Annotated in this window: 28 protein-coding genes and 4 pseudogenes; 15 read left to right on the top strand and 17 right to left on the bottom strand. The window is 66.9% G+C overall.

The features are described 5' to 3' along the window. Positions 1–67 precede the first annotated feature (67 nt). A complete protein-coding gene (locus tag OG741_RS36830; protein ID WP_405605050.1) occupies positions 68–2,266 on the top strand; it encodes an MMPL family transporter in 2,199 nt (732 codons plus the stop codon). A gap of 132 nt (positions 2,267–2,398) precedes the next feature. Here OG741_RS36830 and OG741_RS36825 read toward each other — a convergent pair whose 3' ends face one another. Then, complete coding sequence (locus OG741_RS36825) at positions 2,399–2,581, bottom strand: DUF6381 family protein (RefSeq protein WP_405605048.1); 183 nt, start codon at positions 2,579–2,581, stop codon at positions 2,399–2,401. Between the two features lie 89 nt (positions 2,582–2,670). Then, positions 2,671–2,952 (bottom strand): hypothetical protein, encoded by a 282-nt coding sequence (locus tag OG741_RS36820; RefSeq protein WP_405605046.1) that lies wholly within the window; start codon positions 2,950–2,952, stop codon positions 2,671–2,673. Positions 2,953–3,020: 68 nt separating this feature from the next. On the opposite strand from OG741_RS36820, the gene OG741_RS36815 reads away from it, so the two are divergent. After that, complete coding sequence (locus tag OG741_RS36815) at positions 3,021–3,695, top strand: formylglycine-generating enzyme family protein (RefSeq protein WP_405605044.1); 675 nt, start codon at positions 3,021–3,023, stop codon at positions 3,693–3,695. Between the two features lie 24 nt (positions 3,696–3,719). Here OG741_RS36815 and OG741_RS36810 read toward each other — a convergent pair whose 3' ends face one another. Beyond that, positions 3,720–4,109, bottom strand: a complete 390-nt coding sequence (locus OG741_RS36810; protein WP_405605042.1) for a helix-turn-helix transcriptional regulator — start codon at positions 4,107–4,109, stop codon at positions 3,720–3,722. A 127-nt stretch (positions 4,110–4,236) separates the two neighbouring features. On the opposite strand from OG741_RS36810, the gene OG741_RS36805 reads away from it, so the two are divergent. The 6 genes from OG741_RS36805 to OG741_RS36780 all read left to right on the top strand — a co-directional run bounded on the left by OG741_RS36805 (position 4,237) and on the right by OG741_RS36780 (position 8,621). Further along, positions 4,237–4,764, top strand: a complete 528-nt coding sequence (locus OG741_RS36805) for an STAS domain-containing protein (protein WP_405605040.1) — start codon at positions 4,237–4,239, stop codon at positions 4,762–4,764. 22 nt (positions 4,765–4,786) lie between these two features. Beyond that, complete coding sequence (locus OG741_RS36800; RefSeq protein WP_405605976.1) at positions 4,787–5,803, top strand: YihY/virulence factor BrkB family protein; 1,017 nt, start codon at positions 4,787–4,789, stop codon at positions 5,801–5,803. Positions 5,804–5,921: 118 nt separating this feature from the next. After that, positions 5,922–6,341 (top strand): phage holin family protein, encoded by a 420-nt coding sequence (locus tag OG741_RS36795; RefSeq protein ID WP_405605038.1) that lies wholly within the window; start codon positions 5,922–5,924, stop codon positions 6,339–6,341. After that, complete coding sequence (locus OG741_RS36790; RefSeq protein WP_405605036.1) at positions 6,338–6,769, top strand: DUF3618 domain-containing protein; 432 nt, start codon at positions 6,338–6,340, stop codon at positions 6,767–6,769. Before OG741_RS36795 ends, OG741_RS36790 begins: the two co-directional genes overlap by 4 nt. Next, complete coding sequence (locus OG741_RS36785; RefSeq protein ID WP_405605034.1) at positions 6,766–7,032, top strand: DUF4235 domain-containing protein; 267 nt, start codon at positions 6,766–6,768, stop codon at positions 7,030–7,032. The genes OG741_RS36790 and OG741_RS36785 overlap by 4 nt, the downstream gene beginning before the upstream one ends. Positions 7,033–7,064: 32 nt before the next feature. Continuing rightward, entirely contained in the window at positions 7,065–8,621 is a 1,557-nt protein-coding gene (locus OG741_RS36780) for an FAD-dependent oxidoreductase (RefSeq protein WP_405605032.1), read from the top strand. Positions 8,622–8,697: 76 nt separating this feature from the next. On the opposite strand, the pseudogene OG741_RS36775 reads toward OG741_RS36780, so the two are convergent. From OG741_RS36775 to OG741_RS36720, 12 genes and pseudogenes are all read right to left on the bottom strand, one after another. Next, positions 8,698–8,838: pseudogene (locus OG741_RS36775) on the bottom strand (cyclase); the annotation flags it as partial. A gap of 10 nt (positions 8,839–8,848) precedes the next feature. Beyond that, complete coding sequence (locus tag OG741_RS36770; protein ID WP_405605974.1) at positions 8,849–9,109, bottom strand: gas vesicle protein K; 261 nt, start codon at positions 9,107–9,109, stop codon at positions 8,849–8,851. Between the two features lie 74 nt (positions 9,110–9,183). After that, the gene (locus tag OG741_RS36765; RefSeq protein WP_405605972.1) at positions 9,184–9,402 is read right to left on the bottom strand and encodes a gas vesicle protein; all 219 of its coding nucleotides are present in this window, start codon (positions 9,400–9,402) and stop codon (positions 9,184–9,186) included. 47 nt (positions 9,403–9,449) lie between these two features. Next, positions 9,450–10,250, bottom strand: coding sequence for a GvpL/GvpF family gas vesicle protein (locus tag OG741_RS36760; RefSeq protein ID WP_405605030.1), 801 nt, complete (start codon positions 10,248–10,250; stop codon positions 9,450–9,452). Beyond that, entirely contained in the window at positions 10,247–10,588 is a 342-nt protein-coding gene (locus OG741_RS36755) for a gas vesicle protein (RefSeq protein WP_405605028.1), read from the bottom strand. The genes OG741_RS36760 and OG741_RS36755 overlap by 4 nt, the downstream gene beginning before the upstream one ends. Positions 10,589–10,638: 50 nt before the next feature. Further along, positions 10,639–11,037: a gas vesicle protein GvpO gene (gvpO, locus tag OG741_RS36750; RefSeq protein ID WP_405605026.1), complete on the bottom strand. Its 399-nt coding sequence runs from the start codon at positions 11,035–11,037 to the stop codon at positions 10,639–10,641. A 3-nt stretch (positions 11,038–11,040) separates the two neighbouring features. Continuing rightward, positions 11,041–11,292: a c-type cytochrome biogenesis protein CcmI gene (gene ccmI, locus OG741_RS36745; RefSeq protein ID WP_405605024.1), complete on the bottom strand. Its 252-nt coding sequence runs from the start codon at positions 11,290–11,292 to the stop codon at positions 11,041–11,043. Positions 11,293–11,294: 2 nt separating this feature from the next. Further along, positions 11,295–12,101 carry a GvpL/GvpF family gas vesicle protein gene (locus OG741_RS36740; protein ID WP_405605022.1) on the bottom strand — a complete coding sequence of 269 codons (807 nt, stop codon included), beginning with the start codon at positions 12,099–12,101 and terminating at the stop codon, positions 11,295–11,297. Continuing rightward, a complete protein-coding gene (gene gvpJ, locus OG741_RS36735; protein ID WP_405605020.1) occupies positions 12,098–12,535 on the bottom strand; it encodes a gas vesicle protein GvpJ in 438 nt (145 codons plus the stop codon). The genes OG741_RS36740 and gvpJ overlap by 4 nt, the downstream gene beginning before the upstream one ends. Before the next feature lie 6 nt (positions 12,536–12,541). Then, complete coding sequence (locus OG741_RS36730; protein WP_405605018.1) at positions 12,542–13,633, bottom strand: SRPBCC family protein; 1,092 nt, start codon at positions 13,631–13,633, stop codon at positions 12,542–12,544. 6 nt (positions 13,634–13,639) lie between these two features. Next, positions 13,640–14,143: a hypothetical protein gene (locus OG741_RS36725; protein WP_405605017.1), complete on the bottom strand. Its 504-nt coding sequence runs from the start codon at positions 14,141–14,143 to the stop codon at positions 13,640–13,642. Between the two features lie 1,035 nt (positions 14,144–15,178). Further along, on the bottom strand, positions 15,179–15,349 hold the full coding sequence (locus tag OG741_RS36720) for a hydrophobic protein (RefSeq protein ID WP_405605015.1): 171 nt from the start codon (positions 15,347–15,349) through the stop codon (positions 15,179–15,181). Positions 15,350–15,779: 430 nt separating this feature from the next. On the opposite strand from OG741_RS36720, the pseudogene OG741_RS36715 reads away from it, so the two are divergent. The 3 genes and pseudogenes from OG741_RS36715 to OG741_RS36705 all read left to right on the top strand — a co-directional run. Continuing rightward, positions 15,780–16,112 (top strand): annotated as a pseudogene (locus OG741_RS36715) (DUF6766 family protein); the annotation flags it as partial. 201 nt (positions 16,113–16,313) lie between these two features. Then, positions 16,314–16,976 (top strand): HAD family hydrolase, encoded by a 663-nt coding sequence (locus OG741_RS36710; protein ID WP_405605013.1) that lies wholly within the window; start codon positions 16,314–16,316, stop codon positions 16,974–16,976. Positions 16,977–17,034: 58 nt separating this feature from the next. Beyond that, positions 17,035–17,475, top strand: a pseudogene (locus OG741_RS36705) (LLM class flavin-dependent oxidoreductase); the annotation flags it as partial. Between the two features lie 12 nt (positions 17,476–17,487). On the opposite strand, the gene OG741_RS36700 reads toward OG741_RS36705, so the two are convergent. Next, entirely contained in the window at positions 17,488–17,811 is a 324-nt protein-coding gene (locus OG741_RS36700; RefSeq protein WP_405605011.1) for a plasmid stabilization protein, read from the bottom strand. A gap of 458 nt (positions 17,812–18,269) precedes the next feature. After that, complete coding sequence (locus OG741_RS36695) at positions 18,270–18,482, bottom strand: CsbD family protein (RefSeq protein ID WP_405605009.1); 213 nt, start codon at positions 18,480–18,482, stop codon at positions 18,270–18,272. A gap of 179 nt (positions 18,483–18,661) precedes the next feature. On the opposite strand from OG741_RS36695, the pseudogene OG741_RS36690 reads away from it, so the two are divergent. The 4 genes and pseudogenes from OG741_RS36690 to OG741_RS36675 all read left to right on the top strand — a co-directional run. Then, positions 18,662–19,306, top strand: a pseudogene (locus tag OG741_RS36690) (UdgX family uracil-DNA binding protein); the annotation flags it as partial. Beyond that, positions 19,306–19,440 (top strand): hypothetical protein, encoded by a 135-nt coding sequence (locus OG741_RS36685; RefSeq protein WP_405606017.1) that lies wholly within the window; start codon positions 19,306–19,308, stop codon positions 19,438–19,440. The pseudogene OG741_RS36690 and the gene OG741_RS36685, both read left to right, overlap by 1 nt. A gap of 185 nt (positions 19,441–19,625) precedes the next feature. After that, positions 19,626–21,341 (top strand): cytochrome c oxidase subunit I, encoded by a 1,716-nt coding sequence (ctaD, locus tag OG741_RS36680; protein WP_405605007.1) that lies wholly within the window; start codon positions 19,626–19,628, stop codon positions 21,339–21,341. After that, positions 21,338–21,727: a cytochrome c oxidase subunit 4 gene (locus OG741_RS36675; RefSeq protein WP_405605005.1), complete on the top strand. Its 390-nt coding sequence runs from the start codon at positions 21,338–21,340 to the stop codon at positions 21,725–21,727. Before ctaD ends, OG741_RS36675 begins: the two co-directional genes overlap by 4 nt. Positions 21,728–21,730: the final 3 nt, after the last annotated feature.

Raw genomic sequence — 21,730 nt, 5'->3', positions numbered from 1 at the left:
AGTTGACGCTATTAACATCATGTGCCATCGTCGATGTTAACGGAGTAAACATCGGTAGGTGATGACCATGTTCGACAGAATCACCGAGCTGGCCCTGCACCGGGGCAGGCTCGTACTGCTACTCACCGTGGTGGCCGTGATCGCTATGGGAGCCATCGGCTTCGGGGCGTTCGGCAAGCTCCAGGGCGGCGGCTTCGAAGATCCGAGCGCGCCCTCTGCCCGTGCCCAGAAGCTCATCGACGACAAGTTCGGCGGCGAGAGCAACCTCGTCCTGCTGGTCCGGGCCGACGAGGGCAGCATCGGCTCCCCCGCCGCCGAGCGCGCCGGCCGCGCCCTCACCTCGGAGCTTCGGGGCGAGCCCACCGTGGCGAATGTGATCTCGTACTGGGACACCGGCACCTCCGCGCTGACCTCCCGGGACGGGAACGAGGCGCTGGTACTGGCCCACGTCAAGGGCAACGACACCGAGCAGGGCGACAACGCCTCGGCGATCATCGACGAGTACACCGGCGACTGGAACGGGCTGACCGTCCAGGCCGGCGGATCGGCCGCGGTCGGCGACGAAGTGCCCACCCAGGTCGCCAAGGACCTCGCGCTGGCCGAGACGATCGCCGTGCCACTGATCCTCGTCCTGCTGGTCATCGCCTTCGGCAGCGTGGTGGCGGCACTGCTGCCCCTGGTCATCGGGCTGATCGCGATCGTCGGCACCTTCGCCGAGCTCTATGTGCTCGGGAGCATCACCAGCGTGTCGGTCTTCTCGATCAACCTCACCACCGCACTCGGCCTGGGCCTGGGCATCGACTACGCCCTGCTCATGATCAGCCGGTTCCGCGAGCACCTCGCGCAGGGCGCCGCCGTCCCCGAAGCGCTCCGGCACACGGTACGGACGGCCGGGCGGACCATCACCTTCTCCGCGGCGACCGTCGCCGCCGCACTCGCGGCGCTGCTGGTCTTCCCGCAGTACTTCCTGCGTTCCTTCGCCTACGCCGGCATCGGCGTGGTGGCCATCGCCGCCGTCAGCGCCCTGGTCGTCATCCCGGCGCTGCTCGCCGTGCTGGGCCACCGGGTCAACAACGGCCGGCTGCCCTGGGCGAAGACCGTGCGCAGCGCCGAGGCTCCCCTGTGGGGCCGACTGGCCCGCACGGTCATGCGCAGGCCCGCCCTGACCGCACTGCCGGTCCTCGGGGTGCTGCTGCTCGCCGCGAGTCCACTGCTCGGCGTCACCTTCGGCACGCCGGACGAGCGGGTGCTTCCGGAGAGCGCCCAGAGCAGGCAGGTCGCCACCGCGGTGCAGAACGACTTCACCGGCAGCGACGAGTCGGCGGTGCAGATCGTCACGACCGGGCCCGTGTCCCCGGCCGACCTGCGCACGTACGCGACGGACATTTCGCGGCTCGACGGCGCGGTGCGGGTGGAGACCTCCGCCGGCACCTTCCGGGACGGCCGCTTCGCCCCGCCCGGGCCCGCGAACGCCGCACTGGGCCGGCCCGACGCCCAGCGGATCGCCGTCGTCAGCGACCTCACCCCCAAGTCGGGCGAGGCTCAGGACCTGGTCAAGGACGTACGGGCGGTGGATCCGCCCGCCGGGACCGAGGCGCTGGTCGGCGGCACCGACGCGCGGCTCATCGACTCCAAGGACTCGATCGCCGACCGGCTCCCGGCCGCCATCGGTCTCGTCGCGGGCACCACGTTCGTGATCCTCTTCCTGTTCACGGGCAGCGTGGTCCAGCCACTGCGGGCCCTGATCCTGAACGCCATCAGCCTCACCGCGGCCATCGGCATCATGGTGTGGATCTTCCAGGACGGCCACCTGGCTTCCCTGCTCGGCTTCACGCCGCAACCGATGGACACCTCGATGACGGTGCTCATGTTCTGCATCGCCTTCGGCCTGTCCATGGACTACGAGGTCTTCGTGACCAGCCGGATCAAGGAGCTGCACGACGCGGGCGCCGACACCGAGACAGCCGTGTCCAGCGGGCTCTCGCACACCGGGCGGATCGTGACCATGGCGGCCGGACTGCTCGCGGTGAGCTTCTTCGCCTTCGGCACGTCCAGTGTCAGCTTCATCCAGATGTTCGGGCTCGGCAGCGGGCTGGCGATCCTGATCGACGCGGTGGCCGTACGCGGGGTGCTCGTACCTGCGGCCATGCGGCTGCTGGGGCGTGCAGCCTGGTACGCGCCGAAGCCGCTGCGCACGGTGCACAAGCGGCTGGGCCTCACCGAAGGCGCGCCCACCGAGGACGAGCGGACACCCGTGGGCGTCTGAAACCCCGCCGACCGGTCGCGGGCTCCGTGGCGGGCACGAGCGCCGGCCAACAGCGCCGTGGCCCGCCGCGGAGCGCATGGCGCACCCTGCCGAGGCGTGGCCGTCTGCGCCTCGGCCCTCCTGCCTCAGCACCTACTCCTGGGGGTAAATGTCCCCCGCGGCCATGGCGCTCTCCTGCTCGCTCTGCGCGAGCAGCCTGCGCGCCTTGTCCTGGAGCTGCTGCCGCTCCTGCGGATCGGTCGCCCGCTCCGCCTGCTCCTTGAGCCCCTCAGCCTCCTGTCGCAGCTGACGGACATGACTTCCGGAATCACTCATGGTCACTCCTCGGCCATCGGGATGAGCCTTCCCACTCCGAGAATATGCGCGCCCCGGAAGTTGGGCCGCTGCCCGTCGCCGTCCGGTCGTCAGACCTCCATCACGGCATCGCACTGGGCGCACACGAGTTGGGCGTACTTCGGTGTGTACCACGATGAACCGGGATGCTCCGACGGCTTCCAGGAGGCCGTCCCCATCGCGAACGTGTCCTGACCGCACAGGGTTCGTGGCCCAGGAGTGGTCGAAGACCCGGGAGCGGCGTTCGCAGCGTGCACGCGCAGGACGGGACGCTCCTCGGCCTGTGACGCTCCGGCCAACGATCGCGCTGCGGGAGGCTGGTCGAGCTCGTACATCACGAAGATCTCGCTCATCTTCTGACGGTAGGCCGATACGGGGGATCACGCATGGGTGAGACAGGCGTCGGTAGGGTTGCCTGCCTATGGACGTGAGCACAGGAAGCGCGATGATGGCCATCCCGCCGGGACAAGCGACGCTGTCGGACCGGCGGACGCAACGCAGTTGGTCGGTAGACCTTGCGCCCTACCAGCTTGCGGCGTTCCCGATCACCCAGGAGCGGTACGCACACGTCACCGGCCAACGGCCGAGCACCGCGCAGGGTGACCAGTTGCCTGTCGAGGGTGTGTCGTGGGTGGACGCGGTCAGGTTCTGCAACGCCCTGTCCCAGCGCGAGGGGTTGGCGCCCGCGTATCGCCTCGATGCTGACGCGGACGGTTTCGAGTGGGACACGTCCTCGGGCGGGTACCGGCTACCGACCGAGGCCGAGTGGGAGCACGCATGTCGTGCCGGTACGGCCGGCGCGCGGTACGGGCAGCTCGACGAGATCGCTTGGCATCGCGGCAACTCGCACGAGCGCATTCACGACGTGGGCGCCAAGCTGCCCAACGCGTGGGGCCTGTACGACATGTTGGGCAACGTGTGGGAGTGGTGCTGGGATCTCTACGACGCCGAGGTCTACGGCAGCTATCGGGTGCTGCGGGGCGGTGGGTGGTTCGACGAGCGCTGGAGCTGCCGGGCCTCCGTGCGGCGCCGCAGCCACCCGACCTTCCGGATCGACGACGTTGGATTCCGCATCGCGCGTTCCACCATGCGCTGACGTTGCCGGCCGTGGCTGTCCCGGCTATGCGTTACGAGGTTCGTCGTGCGAGCCTGCCGCGTCGGGGTTGCTGCCATCCGGAACCGTCTGGGCCGTGACGTTGCCCTGCCCGCCGTCGGGCGCCGGGGCTTCGAAGATTTCCAGGAGCGGCGCAATGTCGCGGTGCTCCTCCGCAGGATGACGGAATCTGCCCCCGATCAGGTGGTACCTGTTCCGGCGGCCTTCGCGCGTGTGCGTCAGATATCCGGCCGATTCCAGGTCGGAGAGCACGGCCTGGACGGTCCGCTCGGTCAGCCCGAGCCTCCTGGCAAGATCGCGAACCCGGATCCACGGATCGCGCGAGATGGCCGAGAGAACGCGCGCATGGCTGGTCAGGAACGTCCACGAGGTGCGGGGCGCAGAGGCTTCGTCCATGCCCCCATCGTACGTTCCCTCATACAGGCTTCGCACTACCTGAAATAAAATTCAGGTATCTATTGACGTGTCTTCGAGTGCGGCTCAGCATGAGGTCAGACGTGTTTCCCGTTCTAGGGAGATGATCATGGCTTCCGCCTCAGGTGCCTTCGATGAGCCTCGTCCCCGCCCTTCGCGCCCCGTCGTCGACTCGACCGACATCAGCCGCGTCGCCCTCACCGTGACCGCCGCCGCCGGCCACCGTGCCCGAGTGGTCGTGGTCGGCGAAATCGATCTGGACAGCGCGGCAGACCTGCGTCGGGTGCTCACCGGTGCCCTGCACGCGTCCGCCGCCCTCGAAATCGATCTTGCCAGGGTCACGTTCTGTGACTGCTCGGGCCTTCACGCCCTCATGAACACCTGGTACAGGGCACGGTCGCGGGGTCAGACCGTAGCCGTGATCGACGCCAGCCCCTGCGTACGGAGGCTGTTGGAGCTGACCGGCACCCTTGGCCTGCTCACTGCCACGGCCGAGTCGGACAGCGATCCGCCGGCCGTTGTTCGTCACGAGCGAGCGGTGACCGAGTCGGGCGGACGGAATCACCCAGGCCTGCGACGGATCAGAGCGGCGCTGCTGCGGCAAGGTTCCGATGACGCAGAGGCCGTTCAGGATTGAAGTTCGTGGTTACCCGCAAGGGATGGCACCAATGAGGCAGGGCAAGCACGTGAACGGGCCGGGACCGGACCCGCAGGTGGAGCATGATGCTCCGGACACACCGACGGCGATGGGGAAGAAGTCGTGGTGGGCGGTACTCAAGCGGACGGTGGCGGAGTTCAAGGACGACGAGTTGGCTGACCGTGCTGCGGCGCTGACGTACTACGGGGTGCTGGCACTCTTCCCTGCTCTGCTGGTCCTGGTCTCGATGCTCGGCATCGTGAGTGAGTCGGCAACCCAAAGCGTTCTGGACAACATCAAGAAGATGGCCCCTGGCTCGGCACGGGATGTCGTCACGGACGCGGTCGAGCAACTGCAGGGCAACAGTGGCACGGGTTCCGTGCTGGCGATCGTCGGTCTGCTGCTGGCGCTGTGGTCGGCGTCCGGATATGTGGCGGCGTTCATCCGCAGCTCCAACGCCGTCTACGACATCCCGGAGGGCCGCCCGGCATGGAAGGTGCTGCCGGTGCGACTGATCCTCACCGTCGTGCTGATGATCATTGCCTGCGCCAGCGCATTGATCGTGGTATTCACCGGAGGTCTGGCACGACAGGTCGGCACGGCGCTCGGGATCGGGGACACGGCCCTGACCGTGTGGTCGATTGCCAAGTGGCCGGTGCTGGTGGTGCTGGTCTCCAGCATGATCGCGATCCTCTACTGGGCGTCGCCGAACGCGAAGGGCCGCGGATTCAAGTGGATCACGCCGGGGAGTCTCCTGGCCCTGGCGATCTGGATGATCGCCTCAGCCGGCTTTGCTCTGTACGTCGCGAACTTCGGCTCCTACAACAAGACATACGGCACCCTGGCCGGAGTGATCGTCTTTCTGGTCTGGCTCTGGATGACCAATCTCGCCATCCTGCTGGGCCTGGAATTCGATGCGGAGCTGACCCGCGAACGGGCGATCATCGGTGGCCTCCCCGAAGACGAAGAGCCCTACGTCGAGCCACGGGACACCCGCAAGTGGACCGATGAGGAACGCAGCGAGATGGGCGACGTCTGACTCCGAACGTTCTTGCCCAGCGGGCGGGAAACCGAATGGGGCGAGCGGGCCCGGGTACGCGCTCAACAGCTGGGCCCTTCCCGCCCAACCGCCGAAGCAACGAAAGGCAGGGACGACGATGGACAGGTCGCTGGACCAGCCGCCGCGCCAGGACTCCGACGCGTCCGTGAGCGAGCTGGTCAGGCAGGCATCCGAGCAGGTCTCCCAATTGACGCGGCAGGAACTGGCCCTGGCGCAGGCGGAGATGCGGGACAAGGGCAAACGATTCGGGATCGGTGGCGGTCTGCTCGGTGGAGCCGGCGCGGTCGGTTTCATCGCTCTGCAGGCCCTCGCGGCCACCGCGATCGTGGCCCTGGACCTGATCTGGCCGCTGTGGGGCTCCGCTCTGACCGTGACCGTCGTCCTGCTCGCGGCGGCCGGTGCACTCACTGCCATGGGCAAGAAGCAGGTTGGCAAGGCCGCCCCGCCGACCCCCGAGCAAGCAATCGACAGCGTCAAGAGCGACATAGCCGAGATCAAGGAGAGGGCTCACCAATGACGGACAAGTCGCGGAACAACGACTCCGTACCCACCGCCGACGAACTGCGCGAGCAGGTGGAGGGAACCCGCTTGAAGCTCGGCCAGACGGTCGAGGCGCTGAGCTCCAAGGCCGACATCAAGGCCCAGGCGCAGCAAAAGGCGGCGAAGGTCAAGACTCAGGTGCAGGACAAGGCCGCACACGCCCTCCACGTGGCGCACGACAAGACTCCCGAGCCGGTACGCGAGAAGGCCGCGCACGCCAAGCAACAGCTCACGGAGAAGGCCCAGGTCCTCGGAGCGAAGATCCAGGACACCACCCCGGAGCCGGTGCGTGACAAGGCCGGCCAGACGGCACAGGTCGCGCGCGGCAACCGCAAGCTGCTCATCGCCGGTGGTACTGCGCTGATTGTCATCCTCCTCGCCCGCCGCAGGAGGAAGAGCGCATGAAAGCGTCCAAAGTCGCCTACAAGCCGGTCGGCCTGGCGCTCGGTGCGGTGAGCGGTGCCCTGGCCGGCGCGGTCTTCAAGCAGGTGTGGAAGGCGGTCGGCCACGACGAGGACGCTCCTGGCGCCACCGACCAAGACCGCAACTGGCGGGAAGTCATGCTCGCAGCCACCCTGCAGGGTGCGATCTTCTCCGCGGTCAAGGCGGCCGTCGACCGCGGCGGCGCCACCGCCGTACACCGCCTGACCGGAACCTGGCCCGGCTGAGCCGTTCCGCCGGCCGAGAGGAGGGCACGCTCATGACCACGCTGCCGGGCCTGCCCACGTCGTACTGGATGGAAGCGGAGACAAAGGGTTCTCATCCCCCGCCGGCACATGACGAGGAAGCCGACGTCGCCGTGATCGGCGGCGGCATGGCGGGGCTGTGCACGGCGTGGGAGGTTGCCCGCGCCGGGCGTTCAGTGATCCTGGTGGAGGCGGATCGGCTCGGGTCCGGCGTCACCGGGCACACCACCGCAAAGCTGTCCGCTCTCCAAGGACTCGCCTACACACATCTCCGGTCCGCCTTCGGGCCCCGCGCGGCCCAGCTGTACGCCACCTCGCAACAGGAGGCCGTCGAACAAGTCGGCCGGGTCAGCACCGAGTTGGGCATCGACTGCGAGTGGGAACGCCGCGACGCCTACAGCTATGCCACCCGCAACGGCGGGGTCGACGAGCTGCGTGCGGAGGCAGACGCGGCCGAGAAGGCGGGTCTGGCGGCGGAGTTCGTGCCGGGTACGGGGCTTCCGTTCCCCGTGTCCGGCGCGGTCCGCGCGAGCGGTCAGGCACAGTTTCATCCGCTCAAGTTCCTGGCGGGCCTTGTGGACGATCTGACCGAGCGCGGCGGCCGCATCGTCGAAGGCACCCGCGTCACCGGGTTGAAGGAAGGCTCTCCGTGCCGGCTGAGCACGTCGAAAGGGGTCCGCATCACCGCGCGGGATGTCGTGGTTGCCACGCACTACCCGATCTTCGACCGCTCTCTGCTGTTCGGCCGTATGGCCTCGCGCCGTGAACTGGTCGTCACGGGGCTGATTCCGAAGGATCTCGACCCGCAGGGGGTATACCACACCCAGGAGCAACGGACACGGTCTGTGCGTACTGCTCCCTACGACGCCGAGCGGCGACTGCTGATCGTCACCGGCGAGAAGTTCACACCGGGTGCCGGGCAGGTGCTGGAGCGGTATGCGCACCTAAGCTCGTGGATGCGGGAGCATTTCCCGGACGCCGAACCGGTTCATCGCTGGGCGGCGCAGGACAACTGGACCACCGACCGGGTCCCCTTCGTCGGGCCACTCCATCCGGCGGCCCGGCACGCCTATGTCGCGACCGGTTTCGGTGGGTGGGGGCTGAGCGGTGGCGTGATGGCGGGTCGGCTTCTCAGCTCGCTGATCATGGACGATCACCTGCCCTGGGCCGGTTTGTACGACCCGCGGCGGCTCCAGCTGCTGCGCGAGGGCCGCGCCTTGATCGAGCGCCAAGTCGACACGGCGCGGCACTTCGTCGGCGACCGGCTGTCCTCGCCGCGGTCGGACCGCCTCGCCGACCTCCCGAGGGGCAGCGGCACCGTCGTACGCAGAGGAGCGCGGCACCTGGCCGTCTACCGCGAGGAGGACGGCGCACTGCGCGTGCTGTCCGCGCGGTGCACCCACCTCGGCTGCCTGGTGCAGTTCAACGACGCAGAGCGGACCTGGGAATGTCCCTGCCACGGTTCCCGCTTCTCCACTGACGGCAGCGTGGTGCAGGGGCCCGCGGTACGTCCCCTGCAGGCGTACGCCGAGACTGATGCGCCCCCGGCAAAGCCACGCGAACCCGGCTGACGGCGTGGCCGAGGGCGAGAGCGTCCTGGCCGCGGGCCCTCCGCGCGGCCCGTACGGACAGAGCTGCTCGCTCACATCATCCAGGGGTCACGCGGCCACGCCACGAGCCGGATTCGCCGCCTCGCTGCTCGATGTACTCCTTGAAGCGCCGCATGTCTCCTTTCACGCGGCGGTCGATCATGCCGAGCAAGTCCGCGCCCTTCTCGGCTACTCCAGAGCGCGTTCGCTCAAGGCTCCGGAGGCAGCAGAGGCCCCAGGGGGCCGAGGTCGATGTTCAAATCGTCCGGCGACAGGCCGAAGTGCTCCCGCAGCTCCTCCACGCGCTTCTCCAGTGCCATCAATGTGAGCCCGAGCTGTTCGATCTGCTCGTCGCTGAGGCCTCCGTCTTCTATGCGGCGCAATGCCTGCCGTTCCATCAACTGGCGCAGCAGTTCAACGATGGTCAGCACCAGACCGGCAAGCCCTCGCTCCACCGACTCGGGGTCCATCTCGACGCGTTCGGGGAATCGACGTGCCGCGTCGCCTGGCGTGCCGGCTCCGCGGTCTTCGCCGCGTCGAGGGTTCATCGCGGGGGCTCCGAGGCGCGTGCATCCGCCTCCGTGGCACGGGAGTACTCCATGCCGGGACGGATGGAGGCGACCAGTGCGCGCAGCGAGATCCGGACGAGGTCGATGTCCGCGATACTCAGGGTGATCTCCCCGGCGATGACCACACCTCCGGCCAGCACCCGGTCAAGCAGGTCGACGAACGCGATCTGCTGTCCCTCGAAGGCGTACGGCACTTGGGACTCCTGCCGTACGGGCGATTGCCGGTGGTCGGTCACGGCGCTCACGCCCGCTCCGGCCCAATGTCGTCACCGGCGAAGGAATAGGCGGGCCATGGGCCGACGAGCTCGATCCGCACATCGGGAAAGCGGCCTCGGATGTCCTGCACCGCGGTGACGAATTCGTCAGTGAGGGCGTTCGGAACGAGATACGAGGTGTTGAGGATCATCGATCCTTCGTACTGAGCCAGGCGGGCGTCCTGAGGGCGATGGTGAGCCGACTCCACCGCGAGTTCCTGGAGCGCGACATGGATCTGCTCCGCCCGGTCCTGAGCTGCCCGTTGCACGGTCTCCTGCCCCTGTCGCTGCGCTCGACGACGCAGGAGGTAGGCCGTGCCGGGGCTACCGCCTTCCTCGGGGCTCGCATCGTGCGGTTCCTGCCCTTCCAGCGGCCGCGGGTCGACGTACGCCTTGATGCCCCACTCCGTCCGTCCGGCCACCCGGTTCAGCGCCGAGGCGAAGTCCGCCCGGCGCTCCGCCAGGAGAGAGCGCACACGATCGTCGTCGTGGTAGATCGTCGCGAAGCGCAAAGGAATGATGTTCCCCTCGCGAGCCACCGTGGAGATCACCTTGTGGTGGGCCCGGGCCGCTGCCTCGAGCCAGTCGAGGTCCTGGAGGCGTTCGCGCAGCTCCTCCTCGCCGAAGTCGCTGACCGGAACCGAACCGACGATGCCGAGCAGCCCGGACTCCTCGACGACATGCACAGACTCATCGGCCACCCCCGTCAACGCCGCTTGTCTGACGGCGGTGACGGGGTGGACGTCGAAGGCGATGGCGTAGAGCCAGGTGACGCAGGACTCGGTCATCGCTCCCGCTCCTCGTCCTCGGACGGGGCGGCTTCCTCATCAGCCTCAACGGCCCCACTGCCCCGGTCTGTTGCCTCCAGCTCACCAATGCGGCGGCGCAGGCGGCGGTTCTCCTCGACGACGTCACGTTGGCCGGAGGAAAGGGTGGGATCGTGTTCCCACCAGTCGATGCCCATTTCGCGGGCACGGTCGACGGATGCCACCAGAAGGCGGATCTTTATGGTGAGCAGCTCGATATCCAGAAGGTTGATCCGGATGTCACCGGCGATGACGATGCCCTTGTCGAGGACACGCTCAAGTATGTCGGCCAGGTTGGCCGGTTCGGGCCGGGAGGGCACGAGCGAGGGGTCTCTTCGCCTGCTTGCGCCACTCCAGCCCGAACCCTGGCTCATGCTTCGCTCTTCTCTGCCCTGCCCCGGTAATGGCGCTTGTCGCGGCGGTAGGAGATCAGCTCGCCCGCGCCGTCCATCTCGACGAGGTAGACGGCAAGGATGTCGGTGGAGTCGGGTATCCGATGCGATTCCACAACCTCGATGCCCACTTGCCAGCCCTGCTCCGTCTTCTCCAGGGAGGTCACGGCCTCGAGGTCTTTGCCGGCGAGTTCAGAGACATGCTGTGCGGCTCGTGCGGCGGCCCGGCGGCCACTGAGACGGTGTGGGGATGAGGACTTCGTCGTCTTGCGCCTCGTGCGGTCGCTCGAGCTGCCCTCGGACGAGTCTGTCGCCGACTCCCTCTTAGGCCGGGCAGGCCTCTTCGGCTCCGGCGCGGCGCGTTCTGATCCGGGCACGGTTCACACCTCCATGCCGCCGTCGGGGGGCCGCGAGGCCATGAGGCGGCGTACCAGCTCTGCTTCTTGCTCAGCCGCTTCCTCATCTGTGATCTCCCCGGCGTCACGTGCGATCTCCACTTCCTCCAGGCGCTGCCGGATGACGTCGGGGTCACTGAGCTCGCGCTCTGCCACCTCCTCGACTCGCTCTGCGATCCACACCACTCCGCGGACCGGCGCGAGCGGCCAGGTGAACAGTCCGCTGAGAAGTCCCACGGTTATCCGCCCTCCTCGATCTCGCTCGCCGCCTCGTCCACGAAGTCGTAGGGCGCGAGAGGCCCTAGCAGGCGCAGGTGGATCCGGCCGTGCCACTGGACGGCGAGTTCCTCGGCCGCCTTTTCGAACGCGGCCCACTCTTCTTGCGGAACGAGGAAGGAGGCATTCACCACCCCCTCCGCGACGGCCGGTTCGGCAGTGGCCGTGGCGACGGCAAAGGGAGCGAGACGGCGTTGGATCTCGGCCGTATCCGTGTGGCGTTTGTCGGCGATCGCGTCGGTGATGGCTCTGCCGAGCTCGACACGTTGGTAGTAGCTCGCCTCCTCGTCCTTCGCCGCCACCTCCTCCCGTAGTCGGGCTATCGCCGGACTCTCGCTGAGCACCTCGCGCAACACGGCATCCTCGACGTACCGGGCTCTGAGGGTGAACTGCGCCTGGCCGTGCAGCCGTTTCAGGATCTCGGCGAAGTCGTCACGGCCGTCTTCCAGCAACTCCTCGACCACTGTCCGTACATCCGGCAGTACGGTGCCGAAGCGCAAGGGGACGACGGCAGTGGTCGAGGCGGCCAGGGTGTCCAACACCCGTGCGTGGGCATGCAGATCCTCCGGCGTGCCCAGCGGGCGGTCGGTGGGGACTGCGCTGACAACAGCTGCAATTCCCCGGTGTCGTACGAACATGGCCTGTGCTTCCGGGTCGCCGACCCCGGGCAGGTCCAGTGCGGGGGCGCGGTCTGTGGGCTCGGGGACGACGCCGTAGACATAGCAGGCGCCTTCCACCGGCGGAGCCGTCCCCACCTCGTCGGCGGTCACCGCTCCCGCTCCTTCCGTCCTTCGGGCCTGGGCCTGCGACGGGGCCGCTCCTCGGGCTGCTTCTCCTCCTCTTCCTCCTCGTCCTCGCCTTTGCCGAAGGCGTCAGTCACCTTCTCTTTGACGCCCTCGAGAGCGCCGCGGGTCTTGTGCTTCGCGCCGCCTTCCCGGAGGTCGTCCACGAGCTCCGGCAGGCTGGTGTCGGTTCCGCTGCGGGCGAGGTCGAGACGGTTCACGGCTTCCGCGAAGCGGAGGTAGGTGTCGACACTCGCGACGACGATGCGTGCGTCGATCGTCAGAAGCTCGATTCCCACGAGTGACACACGGACCCAGATGTCTATGACCAGGCCCTTGTCCAGAATGAGGTCGACGACCTCGGCGAGACCGCTGGAGGAAGGCCGGTCCAAATAGCGGCTGCTCTGACTGGCTACGGTCATCACACGTCACCTCGACTTTGCCCTGCTGGACCGCCGGCGAGCAGACGGTGCGGGCTTTTCTTCGGGCTCTTCTTCGGGCTCTTCCTCTTCCTCCTCCTCTTCTTCTTCCTCCTCTTCGTCCTCCGGAGGAGAACCCTCGTCCTCGGCTTCGTAGTCTTCGTCTTCGCCTTCGTACTCGTCCTCGTACTCGGCTTCTTCCGGTTCCGCGCCCTCGGCTTCCGCGGCTTCCTCGCGCTCGCGCTCTTCCTCCTCGCGGACTTCCTCGTCGGTGCGGACGACCTCGCCGTCACGGACCTCGCCACGCCAGCCCCTGACCTCATCGGGGTTGAGAAGGGCCTCGGTCATGACCTGTCGCCGGAAGTGCTTGAGCTCCAGACGGGCCCGCCGTCCCTGGGCCCGGAAAAGGTTGCCGGTGCCCTCGAAAAAGCCCTGCGGGTGGTACTGCAGGACCATCAGGATCCTGGTGAGGTTCGGCGCGATCTCGTGGAAGGTCACAGCACCGTCCACGTGGCCCTTCTCGGCCTTGGACTGCCAGACGATCTTCTCGTCGGGCACCTGCTCGATGACGGTCGAATGCCATTCGCGGTGCGAGAAGAAGATCTGGGCCTTCCACTCGATTTCCGTTTCGGACTCCTGCTCGACGCGCTCGACCTTCTTCATGAAGCTCGGGTAGTCCTCGAACTGGGTCCACTGGTTGTATGCGACGGACACGGGGACACCCACGTCGATTTCCTCGACGATATTGACGACCTTTATCTTCTTGCCCCCGTCCTTGTCGCCACCGCCACCGCCAGGTAGCGCTTCCATCGCCTTGTCCTTGACCTTTGACAATCCGGCGCCGGCAACTGCCTTGAGAGGTATGTGTTCCACCAGCTGGCGGCCTCCCGAGGCCACGGCTTCCTTCAAACCGTCGCCATCCCCGCCGGGATGGGCCAGGCGCTTGACACCCCCGCTCGCCTTTTCGGTGACAGCGGACATGGCCCGCTGACCGAGCGCGGCAATGAGGTTCTCGAGCTCCTGTATCAAACGGTCCGTGGGGAGACCTTCCATCAAGGACCCGTGTCCACTCTCGCGCTTCTCGTCCGATCGCTCAGCCATTGGTCATCACCCACCGCTCCGCTGCGAGGAACGACTGGAGGTTTTCTTTCGCGGCGCACGGCCTGAGGTCTTCTTTGCCGGAGCCCGCTTCTTGGGCGCCTGCTCCTCTTCCGCTTCGTCGTCCATGTCCCTCTCGTCGGCGTCTTCCTCGTCTTCCTCGTCTTCGGTCTCCTCGATCTCCTCGGGCTCTTCGTCTTCCTCGGTCTCCTCCGCCTCGGGTTTCGTGCGAAGTGACTCGGCACGGGATTGCAGCCGGTCACTCAGCGAGTCGATCCGGTTGCTCGCCGTCGCCACAACGGCCTTCCGGCCCGCCGACATCAATTGGTCCCGCACGTCGTGCGTCAACCGTGACAATTCCGGGGACTTGGCCGCTCCTGCCGCGAGGCGGCCCGCGCCCATCCCTCTACCGGCCGCCGTTATGCCGGCAAGAGCGAGCGCCCAGCGCATCTTGTGTGTGCGTCCGAGGGCGTAGCCGGCGGTCAAGGCAAGGGCCACCTGGCCATTCTTCATGATCCAAACCGCCTCGATTGGTGGGGTTCGTCCCGCCACCTGCGGATGCGACTTTCGCGCCGTCGGAGTGGATTATCTGGGGACTCCACTCCCCATGAGCAGGCGCCGAGACAGTCGTTATGTACAAGTATGAGGCATATGTCCGTATGGCAAACATGAAATGTCAGTCGCCCAACGCAAGAGTCGCGCGGTGCCCAGTCTGCTGACCAATGCCGTCGACGCGCTCCGCGAGTGGAGCCCGGAAGATGGCCCTGCGTCCCCACGACCAACACACGCCCGCCTGCTGCTGGGCTTCTCGGTCGCGGTCTACGAGGAGATTGCCGCCCCGCCAGTGCGAGCCGGCGGACACGTCGACAGTCCCCCAACTCCCGTGGTGCCGAGAGGGGGAACGGGCGCGGGGCGTCGGCGAGTGACGACAACGCGGCGAGCGTGCGTGCCAGGCGCCGCCAGGCAGACGGGACTTCTTGGCGGCGCGCCGGCCATGTATTTCTGACAGGACGGGCACGGAGTCCACGGACTCCGTGCCCTGGTCCTTAACCTTCGCGGCCGCTCAGCCGCAAGCTGTGGGTGCCCTTTGCGGCTGGGACGAAACCCGAGAGGCGATGCGCACCGGGCGCCTCTTCCTCCCCGCTGGACTGCGCATCCCGGCGCACTCGGGATGGTTGATCCGCCAACAAGCGCGAAAGCCGGTTCCGGCGAACAATGGTGCTGCACGGCGCGGGCGCTTTTCCTGGTGCCCAGGTGCGCCCCATCTCCTCGTTGCACCCCTCTTGGGCACCGCGCTGTGGGCCCACGGGCACCTCGCGGCGCTACGAGACCGAAAAGGGCACGCCACAACGACCAGCGAATACATCATTCAGGAGCCCGCGCGCAGTTGAGCAGGGGCGGGGAGTCCTGATGGGTGGTCGGCGATGGCGATCATGCGGCGTTGCGGCGTTGGGGCGCTGCGCTGCTCCCGCCGTTGCGGACGTACGGCACGCCAGTGGCGCCGTCTCCGTCCGGGCAGCCCCGTTCCACCTCCGTCACAGGCCTCGTCTACCAGCGGTACCAACGCGAACGTCCGCCTCCGGCGACCGGGCCCCGGAACAGGAACCCCAGCAGCCAGAGCACCAGCACGACCAGCGCTATCCACCAGAGAACCTTCGCAGCAAACCCGACCCCGAAAAGAATCAGGACCAGAAGGAGCACCAAGAGCAGCGGGACCATCGCGATACCTCCTCATCTCCAGGTCTTCGGCATGGACGTGCCCCGAACATGCAGACTTACGCATCACGGAAAAGTCGGTTTGACTCCGAGCACTCCGGAAATCCGAGAATCACCCGCCGGTGGTTCCACATGATTCCGTTCTGGTTCGTCGACCCCATCGGCAGCGAAAGATGGCTCGTCTGATGAATACGAGGGCTGCGGTGCTTGTTGTCGCGCTGGACGAATGAGGGGGTACCAGGTGGCGAGAAACGGTGCCGCCACTCCGTGTGCCCCGTTGATCGCGCGACGCACCAGTGTTTCCCAGGCGTCAAACCACTGCGGTGAGCTCACAATGGGTCATGCCTGTAGTGCGGCGGGCTGGACGGAGGGTCGAATGCCGTGGTGCGATGCGTTCCCACCATCGCGCTGACCGCCCTCGCGCTGGCAACCCTGGGCGGCTGCGAAGCAGGACTGGCGGCAAGCGGTGTTCTCCCGGTCTCTCGGCGTGGTTATGGCGGCGCTGTTCCTGTTGTCGTGGCTCGCTCTATCGATCGCCGGCGTCGCCGCTTACGACGAGCAGCGGCTACGCCAGCTCCAGGCGCCGATCAGCTGGGGCGAATACCTGATCTCCGCCGACTTCTGGAGCCGTTCGCTGCAGAACTGGCAGTCGGAGCTCCTCGCGGTCGCCTCCATGGCGATCCTGTCCGTCTACCTCCGTCAGCGAGGTTCGCCCGAATCCAAACCCCTGGGCGCGGCCCACACGTCGACCGGCGTCGAGGGCTGACAGCGCTCCAAGGGAGCGACGTCGCGACGCCCGGCCTGCCGCGCCTGACGGGGACGCCACCCGGTTCGTCCTGCGCCTCGTCGCTCGCCCCCCGAATCCACGAAGTGGAGATGCGTTGAGCCGCCGGCCGCAGTGCCATGGAGGGACCAGTAGGCGGAGCAGACGGTCACGCCGCTCCCGGACGCCAACGGAAGGAACCCCATGCCACGCGCCGCCGTGTTCGATGTAGACGGCACTCTGGTCGACACCAATCACCTCCATGTGACCGCTTGGTGGGAAGCGTTGCGTCAAGCAGGCCACACAGTTCCCATGCACGCCATCCATCGCGCCATCGGACTGGGGTCCGACGACCTCATTGCCCATCTGCTGGGAGAGGAGCGCGACCGCGACGAGGACGACATCATCTCCGCGGGGCACAAGGCGCTGTACGGCACCTACTCCGACCGGCTTCCCGCGTTCCAGGAGGCGGGCAACCTCCTGCGCGTCCTGGCGGACAACGGCTGGAGCGTCGTCCTCGCCACGTCCGCCGGCGGGAGCGAATTGGAGGCGCTACGGCTGGCCATCGACGCGGACGACGCCATCAGCGCCAGCGCCGGCGCCGACGACGTGGAGGCCGGGAAACCGGCGCCGGACCCCGTCGAGCATGCCTTGGAACTCGCCGGCGTCCCGGCTGAGCGAGCTGTCTTCGTCGGCGACACCGTCTGGGACATGCGCGCGGGCTGCCGGGCGGGCGTCACCTGCGTGGGTGTGCTGTGCGGCGGCATTCCCCGCGGCGATCTGGAGGATGCCGGAGCGGCCGCGATCTTCAACGACCCGTCCCATCTGCTGCAGTCGCTGGACGACAGCCCCCTGGCCAACGCCTGACGCGCTCGCGACGCCCGTACGCCGGGGAAACAAGGACCGGACAAGGCAGGACTCAGAACCGCTCATGACGTACGTGACATGCCCGACGTTCCGCTACCACCCGGCGGTGGTGGCGCAGAAGGCGGCGACCATGCAGTTGCTGTCCGAGGGACGGTTCCGGCTGGGGCTCGGGTCCGGGGAAAACCTCAACGAACATGTCGTGGGCGGCGGTTGGCCACCGGTGAATGTACGGCACGAGATGTTCGAGGAGGCCGTCGCTGCCATCCGCGCGCTCTTCGAGGGGGGCCATGTCACCCACCACGGCACCCACTTCGTACGTCCTGAGGACGCCGCGGGCGCCATTCCGTGCGGGGACAACATCGACGACTTCGTCCAAGCCGTACGTCCGTACATCGATGCCGGCTTCACGGACGTGGCACTCGTACGGATCGGTGGCCAGACCCAGCACCAATACCTCGACTGGTCGGCAAAGATGCGCCTGCCGCGCCACAGTGGATGACAGGCCATGTGGTCAGTGTCCCAGCGACCGTTTCAGCTCGGCCTTGTTCATCGACGACCGGCCGTGCAGATTGCGGCGCTGTGCCTCCGCATAGAGCTGGTCGTACGTGGGACCCTTGGAACCGCTGTGGGAGCGCTGACCGCCACGCTTCGACGACGACATGTCCTGCGTCGACGACTTGCTCGCGGTGCGCGCCTCGCCCGAGCGCGCTCGCTCCTTGTTCACCGTGCGGGCCGCGATTTCCTTCGCCCGCTCTTTGCTCTCACCACGTTGCTCGGCACTCTCCTTGATGTGCTCGTACTGGCGCTCCCGCTTGGGACTCGAGCCGCGAGGCATGACCACTCCTTATGTTTCGGTGCCCTTCCGATCCCGACCGGGCATTCAGTCCTCGCGTTGTCGAGAACTGCAGCGCGGCACTCACACCCGATCGGTTCGGTATTCGGCCGGCTTGTCCACATGAATTCGCGTACCCAGGACGGGGCGGATCACTCACCGCATGTTGGGAAGCTGAGCCACATTCCATGCGAGCTGTCTCACCCTTGAAGGACCGTGCCGGCACCTCCGTGAAGGAGCTGGAGCACTGGGGCTCGGCGCTCGGACACCATCTGACCGCTCACGGGTACACCGAGTGACGGAACTCGACGCGGCCCTGCGAACCATCATGAAGCTTGAGGTCATCCTGGGGTGACTCGGCCACGCAGCGCACCCTGAGCGGGACACCGGGCCCACGCAGCGGCCCCGGACAGGGGAAGCAATTCCATCCGAGGCCTGTGGCATCGCGCAGTGACGATCCCTCACTTGTGCCTGCGTATCTTTCCCTTGACTTCCTCCGCCGTACCCTTGACCTTGTCTGCCATCTCCCCCATGGCCCGGCGCGCCTTCCCCTCGGCGCGGTCACCCGTCCCCTTCAGGCGCATGTCGTCCCGCCCCGTTGCTCGCCCGATCTTCTGCTTGGCCTTGCCCACTGTCTCCTGGGCCCTGCCGCGGATTCTCTTTCCCTCAGCCACGCGGATCAGCTCCTCGACCGGGTAACGGTCCTTTCCGTTACTTTATGCGACTACCTCGATTAAGAGAATGCAAACACCATTCACGAAAGCGCCGTGGGACCAGGCCGCACAGATGCAGCCTAAGTTGCAGAAGCAAAGAGACCGAGGATGACGCCCCCGCCTGTCCACGGAACGTCGGTTTGCGGCCCATCTCAGGCGGGCGCACGGCCTTCCTGCCCAGCCGACGCGCGGGCTTGTCCGGCCTTCGGACAGCCGCGGCCGACTGCCGTGGATGCCCCCTCTACGCGAATGCGACACAAACGGTCTTCGGCGAGGGCGAAGTCTCCGCGCGCCTGCTGATGCTCGGGGAGCAGCCGGGTGACCAGGAGGACCGGCAGGGCAGGCCGTTCGTCGGCCCGGCGGGCAAGGTGCTGACGAGGGCCCTCTCGGACGCGGGCATCGACCCCCGGCAGACGTACACCACCAATGCGGTCAAACACTTCAAGTTCACGATCCCCGAAGGCCGCAAACGCCGTATCCACAAAGCCCCGGACCTGCGGGAGATGACGGCATGCCGGCCGTGGCTCCTCGCCGAACTGCGGGTTGTGGCTCCTGAGTTGGTCGTGGCACTCGGCGCGACCGCGGGCAAGGCCCTGCTCGGATCGACATTCCGGGTGACCCAGCAGCGGGGCGCGCTGCTGCCGTGGCCCACGCTTGACGAGCACGGTGCGGCCGACGATGGGATTCGAGGTCTGGTGGCCACAATCCATCCCTCCGCCGTGCTGCGCGCCGACGACCGCGAGTCGGTCTACCAAGGCCTCGTCTCGGACCTGCGCGTAGTGGCGTGCTGCGGGCCGAGCGCGCGATCCAGCGCAAGCTGGACGCCATCGCGGCCGCCCTGCTCGAAGAGCAGGAGGGGGAGCGCGGAAAGGCACACGACGACCTCAGGGCCGCAATCCGGATGGACGAGGAGACCTGAGCGTCCCTTCGCGCCTTCGCGATCGGAACGCCGTCGGCCTCGATCCACACCCTGGGGGCGCCTCCACGCCGGTGAACTGACGAAATTCGAGGCTTTCCCGCCCGTCGCACACGCCATCCGTGATGCGAGGCTCCACCATCAATTCCGAAGCCGGAATGTGCCATATCAGGGCGGACGGGGAAGCGATGTCGCAGGACCAGCAGGAAGCCGCCTCGATCGAGGCGGCAGTCAGTAATCGGCGGATCAGCGTCGGCGTCCGGCTCCTGGGCTGGCTGACGACCACGGACCACAAGGTCATCGGCAACCTCTACATGGTCACCGCGTTCGGATTCTTTCTGCTGGCCGGGCTGCTGGCGATGCTGATGCGAGCGGAACTGGCCCGCCCCGGTCTGCAGATCGTCAGCGCTGATCAGTACAACCAGCTGTTCACCGTGCATGGCACCATCATGATGCTGTTGTTCGCGACTCCGATGTTCGCCGGGTTCGCGAACGCCGTCATGCCGCTGCAGATCGGCTCACCCGACGTCGCCTTCCCCCGTCTCAACGCGCTCACGTACTGGCTCTTCCTTTTCGGCGGGCTGATCATCGTGTCGGGATTCATCGTCCCGGGCGGCGCGGCAGCCTTCGGTTGGTTCGCCTATGCCCCGCTGAACAGTGCCGTCTTCTCCCCGGGCGCCGGCGGTGACCTGTGGACCATGGGCCTGGTTCTCTCCGGGATCAGTACGACCCTGGGAGCCGTGAATTTCGTCGCGACCATCGTCTGTCTGCGCGCTCCCGGCATGACCATGTTCCGCATGCCGATCTTCACCTGGAACGTACTCTTCACATCGATCCTGGCATTGCAGGCATTCCCGGTGCTGGCAGCCGCACTGCTGGCCCTCGAAGCCGACAGAAAATTCGGGACCCATATCTACGACTCGACCAACGGCGGCGCGCTGCTGTGGCAACACCTGTTCTGGTTCTTCGGTCACCCTGAGGTCTACATCGTCGCGCTGCCGTTCTTCGGCGTGGTGAGCGAGATCCTGCCGGTGTTCAGCCGAAAACCGATGTTCGGATACGTCGGCATGGTCGGTGCCACGATCGCCATCACCATGCTTTCGGCGGTCGTGTGGGCTCATCACATGTTCGCCACGGGAGCGGTTCTGCTGCCGTTCTTCTCGGCCATGTCGTTCATCATCGCCGTGCCCACAGGAGTCAAGTTCTTCAACTGGATCGGCACGATGTGGAACGGAAGCATCTCGTTCGAGACGCCCATGCTGTGGTCGCTGGGATTCCTGGTCACCTTCCTGCTCGGCGGCCTCAGTGGTGTGCTGATCGCCTCTCCCCCGCTGGATTTCCCCCTCACAGACTCGTACTTCATCGTGGCCCATCTCCATTACGTGCTGTTCGGAACGGTGGTCTTCGCGATGTTCGCCGGGTTCTACTTCTGGTGGCCCAAGTGGACCGGACGGATGCTCGACGAACGCCTCGGGCGAATTCACTTCTGGACCCTGTTCGTCGGCTTCCAGACCACCTTCCTCGTACAGCACTGGCTGGGAGAGAGCGGAATGCCGCGACGTTACGCCGACTACCTTGCGGCGGACGGCTTCACTCTCCTCAACACGATCTCCTCCATCGGCTCGTTTCTGCTGGGCCTGTCGACGCTGCCGTTCCTGTTCAACGTGTGGCGCACCAGTCGGCACGCGCCGAAGGTTGAGGTGGACGATCCCTGGGGGTTCGGTCGGTCAATGGAGTGGGCGACCTCGTGCCCGCCACCGCGCCACAACTTCACGGCTCTGCCGCGCGTACGCTCCGACTCCCCGGCATTCGACCTCAACCACCCCGCTGCGGCGGCAGGACCACCCATCGGCAGAGCTGGCACCCCATCGACGCCGGACACACGAGGGGACGCGAACTCATGAAGACCGAGGCCATCCTCTTCGCCGGGGTCGCGGCGTTCTTTCTCGTGACCGGTGTTCTCTACGCCGTATGGTCCAAGGATCCCGCCGGCACGGCCGCACTCACCTTCGCTTTCCTCATGGCGCTGCTCGTGTCGTTCGTCTTCGCCACGAACTACCGCAGGAAAGGACTGCGCCCCGAGGACCGGAAGGAGGGAGAGGTACATGAGCGGGCGGGGCCGGTGGACTTCTTTCCTCCGCACAGCGCCTGGCCGGTGCTGATCGCCGCAGGCGCGGCCGTACTGGCTCTCGGGACGGTCTTTGGGCTGTGGCTCTTCCTGATCGGGCTGGGCGTGGTCCTGGCGGGAGTGTGCGGAATGGTGTTCCAGTTCTCGCGGCCCCCGCTTTGAGAC

Source organism: Streptomyces sp. NBC_01410 (assembly GCF_045040195.1).
Classification (GTDB): domain Bacteria; phylum Actinomycetota; class Actinomycetes; order Streptomycetales; family Streptomycetaceae; genus Streptomyces.
This window is presented reverse-complemented; position numbering and strand designations above follow the sequence as displayed.

Bases quoted from the DNA above. Each gene is read 5' to 3' on its own strand.
- OG741_RS36830 (WP_405605050.1), top strand. From the start codon at position 68: ATGTTCGACAGAATCACCGAGCTGGCCCTGCACCGGGGCAGGCTCGTA.
- OG741_RS36820 (WP_405605046.1), bottom strand. From the start codon at position 2,952: ATGAGCGAGATCTTCGTGATGTACGAGCTCGACCAGCCTCCCGCAGCG.
- OG741_RS36785 (WP_405605034.1), top strand. From the start codon at position 6,766: ATGAAAGCGTCCAAAGTCGCCTACAAGCCGGTCGGCCTGGCGCTCGGT.
- OG741_RS36730 (WP_405605018.1), bottom strand. From the start codon at position 13,633: ATGGCTGAGCGATCGGACGAGAAGCGCGAGAGTGGACACGGGTCCTTG.
- OG741_RS36815 (WP_405605044.1), top strand. From the start codon at position 3,021: ATGGACGTGAGCACAGGAAGCGCGATGATGGCCATCCCGCCGGGACAA.
- OG741_RS36700 (WP_405605011.1), bottom strand. From the start codon at position 17,811: ATGCCTCGCGGCTCGAGTCCCAAGCGGGAGCGCCAGTACGAGCACATC.
- OG741_RS36675 (WP_405605005.1), top strand. From the start codon at position 21,338: ATGAAGACCGAGGCCATCCTCTTCGCCGGGGTCGCGGCGTTCTTTCTC.
- OG741_RS36770 (WP_405605974.1), bottom strand. From the start codon at position 9,109: ATGGACCCCGAGTCGGTGGAGCGAGGGCTTGCCGGTCTGGTGCTGACC.
- OG741_RS36800 (WP_405605976.1), top strand. From the start codon at position 4,787: ATGGCACCAATGAGGCAGGGCAAGCACGTGAACGGGCCGGGACCGGAC.
- OG741_RS36720 (WP_405605015.1), bottom strand. From the start codon at position 15,349: ATGGTCCCGCTGCTCTTGGTGCTCCTTCTGGTCCTGATTCTTTTCGGG.
- OG741_RS36805 (WP_405605040.1), top strand. From the start codon at position 4,237: ATGGCTTCCGCCTCAGGTGCCTTCGATGAGCCTCGTCCCCGCCCTTCG.
- OG741_RS36810 (WP_405605042.1), bottom strand. From the start codon at position 4,109: ATGGACGAAGCCTCTGCGCCCCGCACCTCGTGGACGTTCCTGACCAGC.
- ctaD (WP_405605007.1), top strand. From the start codon at position 19,626: ATGTCGCAGGACCAGCAGGAAGCCGCCTCGATCGAGGCGGCAGTCAGT.
- OG741_RS36760 (WP_405605030.1), bottom strand. From the start codon at position 10,250: ATGACCGAGTCCTGCGTCACCTGGCTCTACGCCATCGCCTTCGACGTC.
- OG741_RS36825 (WP_405605048.1), bottom strand. From the start codon at position 2,581: ATGAGTGATTCCGGAAGTCATGTCCGTCAGCTGCGACAGGAGGCTGAG.
- OG741_RS36780 (WP_405605032.1), top strand. From the start codon at position 7,065: ATGACCACGCTGCCGGGCCTGCCCACGTCGTACTGGATGGAAGCGGAG.
- OG741_RS36795 (WP_405605038.1), top strand. From the start codon at position 5,922: ATGGACAGGTCGCTGGACCAGCCGCCGCGCCAGGACTCCGACGCGTCC.
- OG741_RS36710 (WP_405605013.1), top strand. From the start codon at position 16,314: ATGCCACGCGCCGCCGTGTTCGATGTAGACGGCACTCTGGTCGACACC.
- OG741_RS36725 (WP_405605017.1), bottom strand. From the start codon at position 14,143: ATGAAGAATGGCCAGGTGGCCCTTGCCTTGACCGCCGGCTACGCCCTC.
- gvpJ (WP_405605020.1), bottom strand. From the start codon at position 12,535: ATGACCGTAGCCAGTCAGAGCAGCCGCTATTTGGACCGGCCTTCCTCC.
- OG741_RS36790 (WP_405605036.1), top strand. From the start codon at position 6,338: ATGACGGACAAGTCGCGGAACAACGACTCCGTACCCACCGCCGACGAA.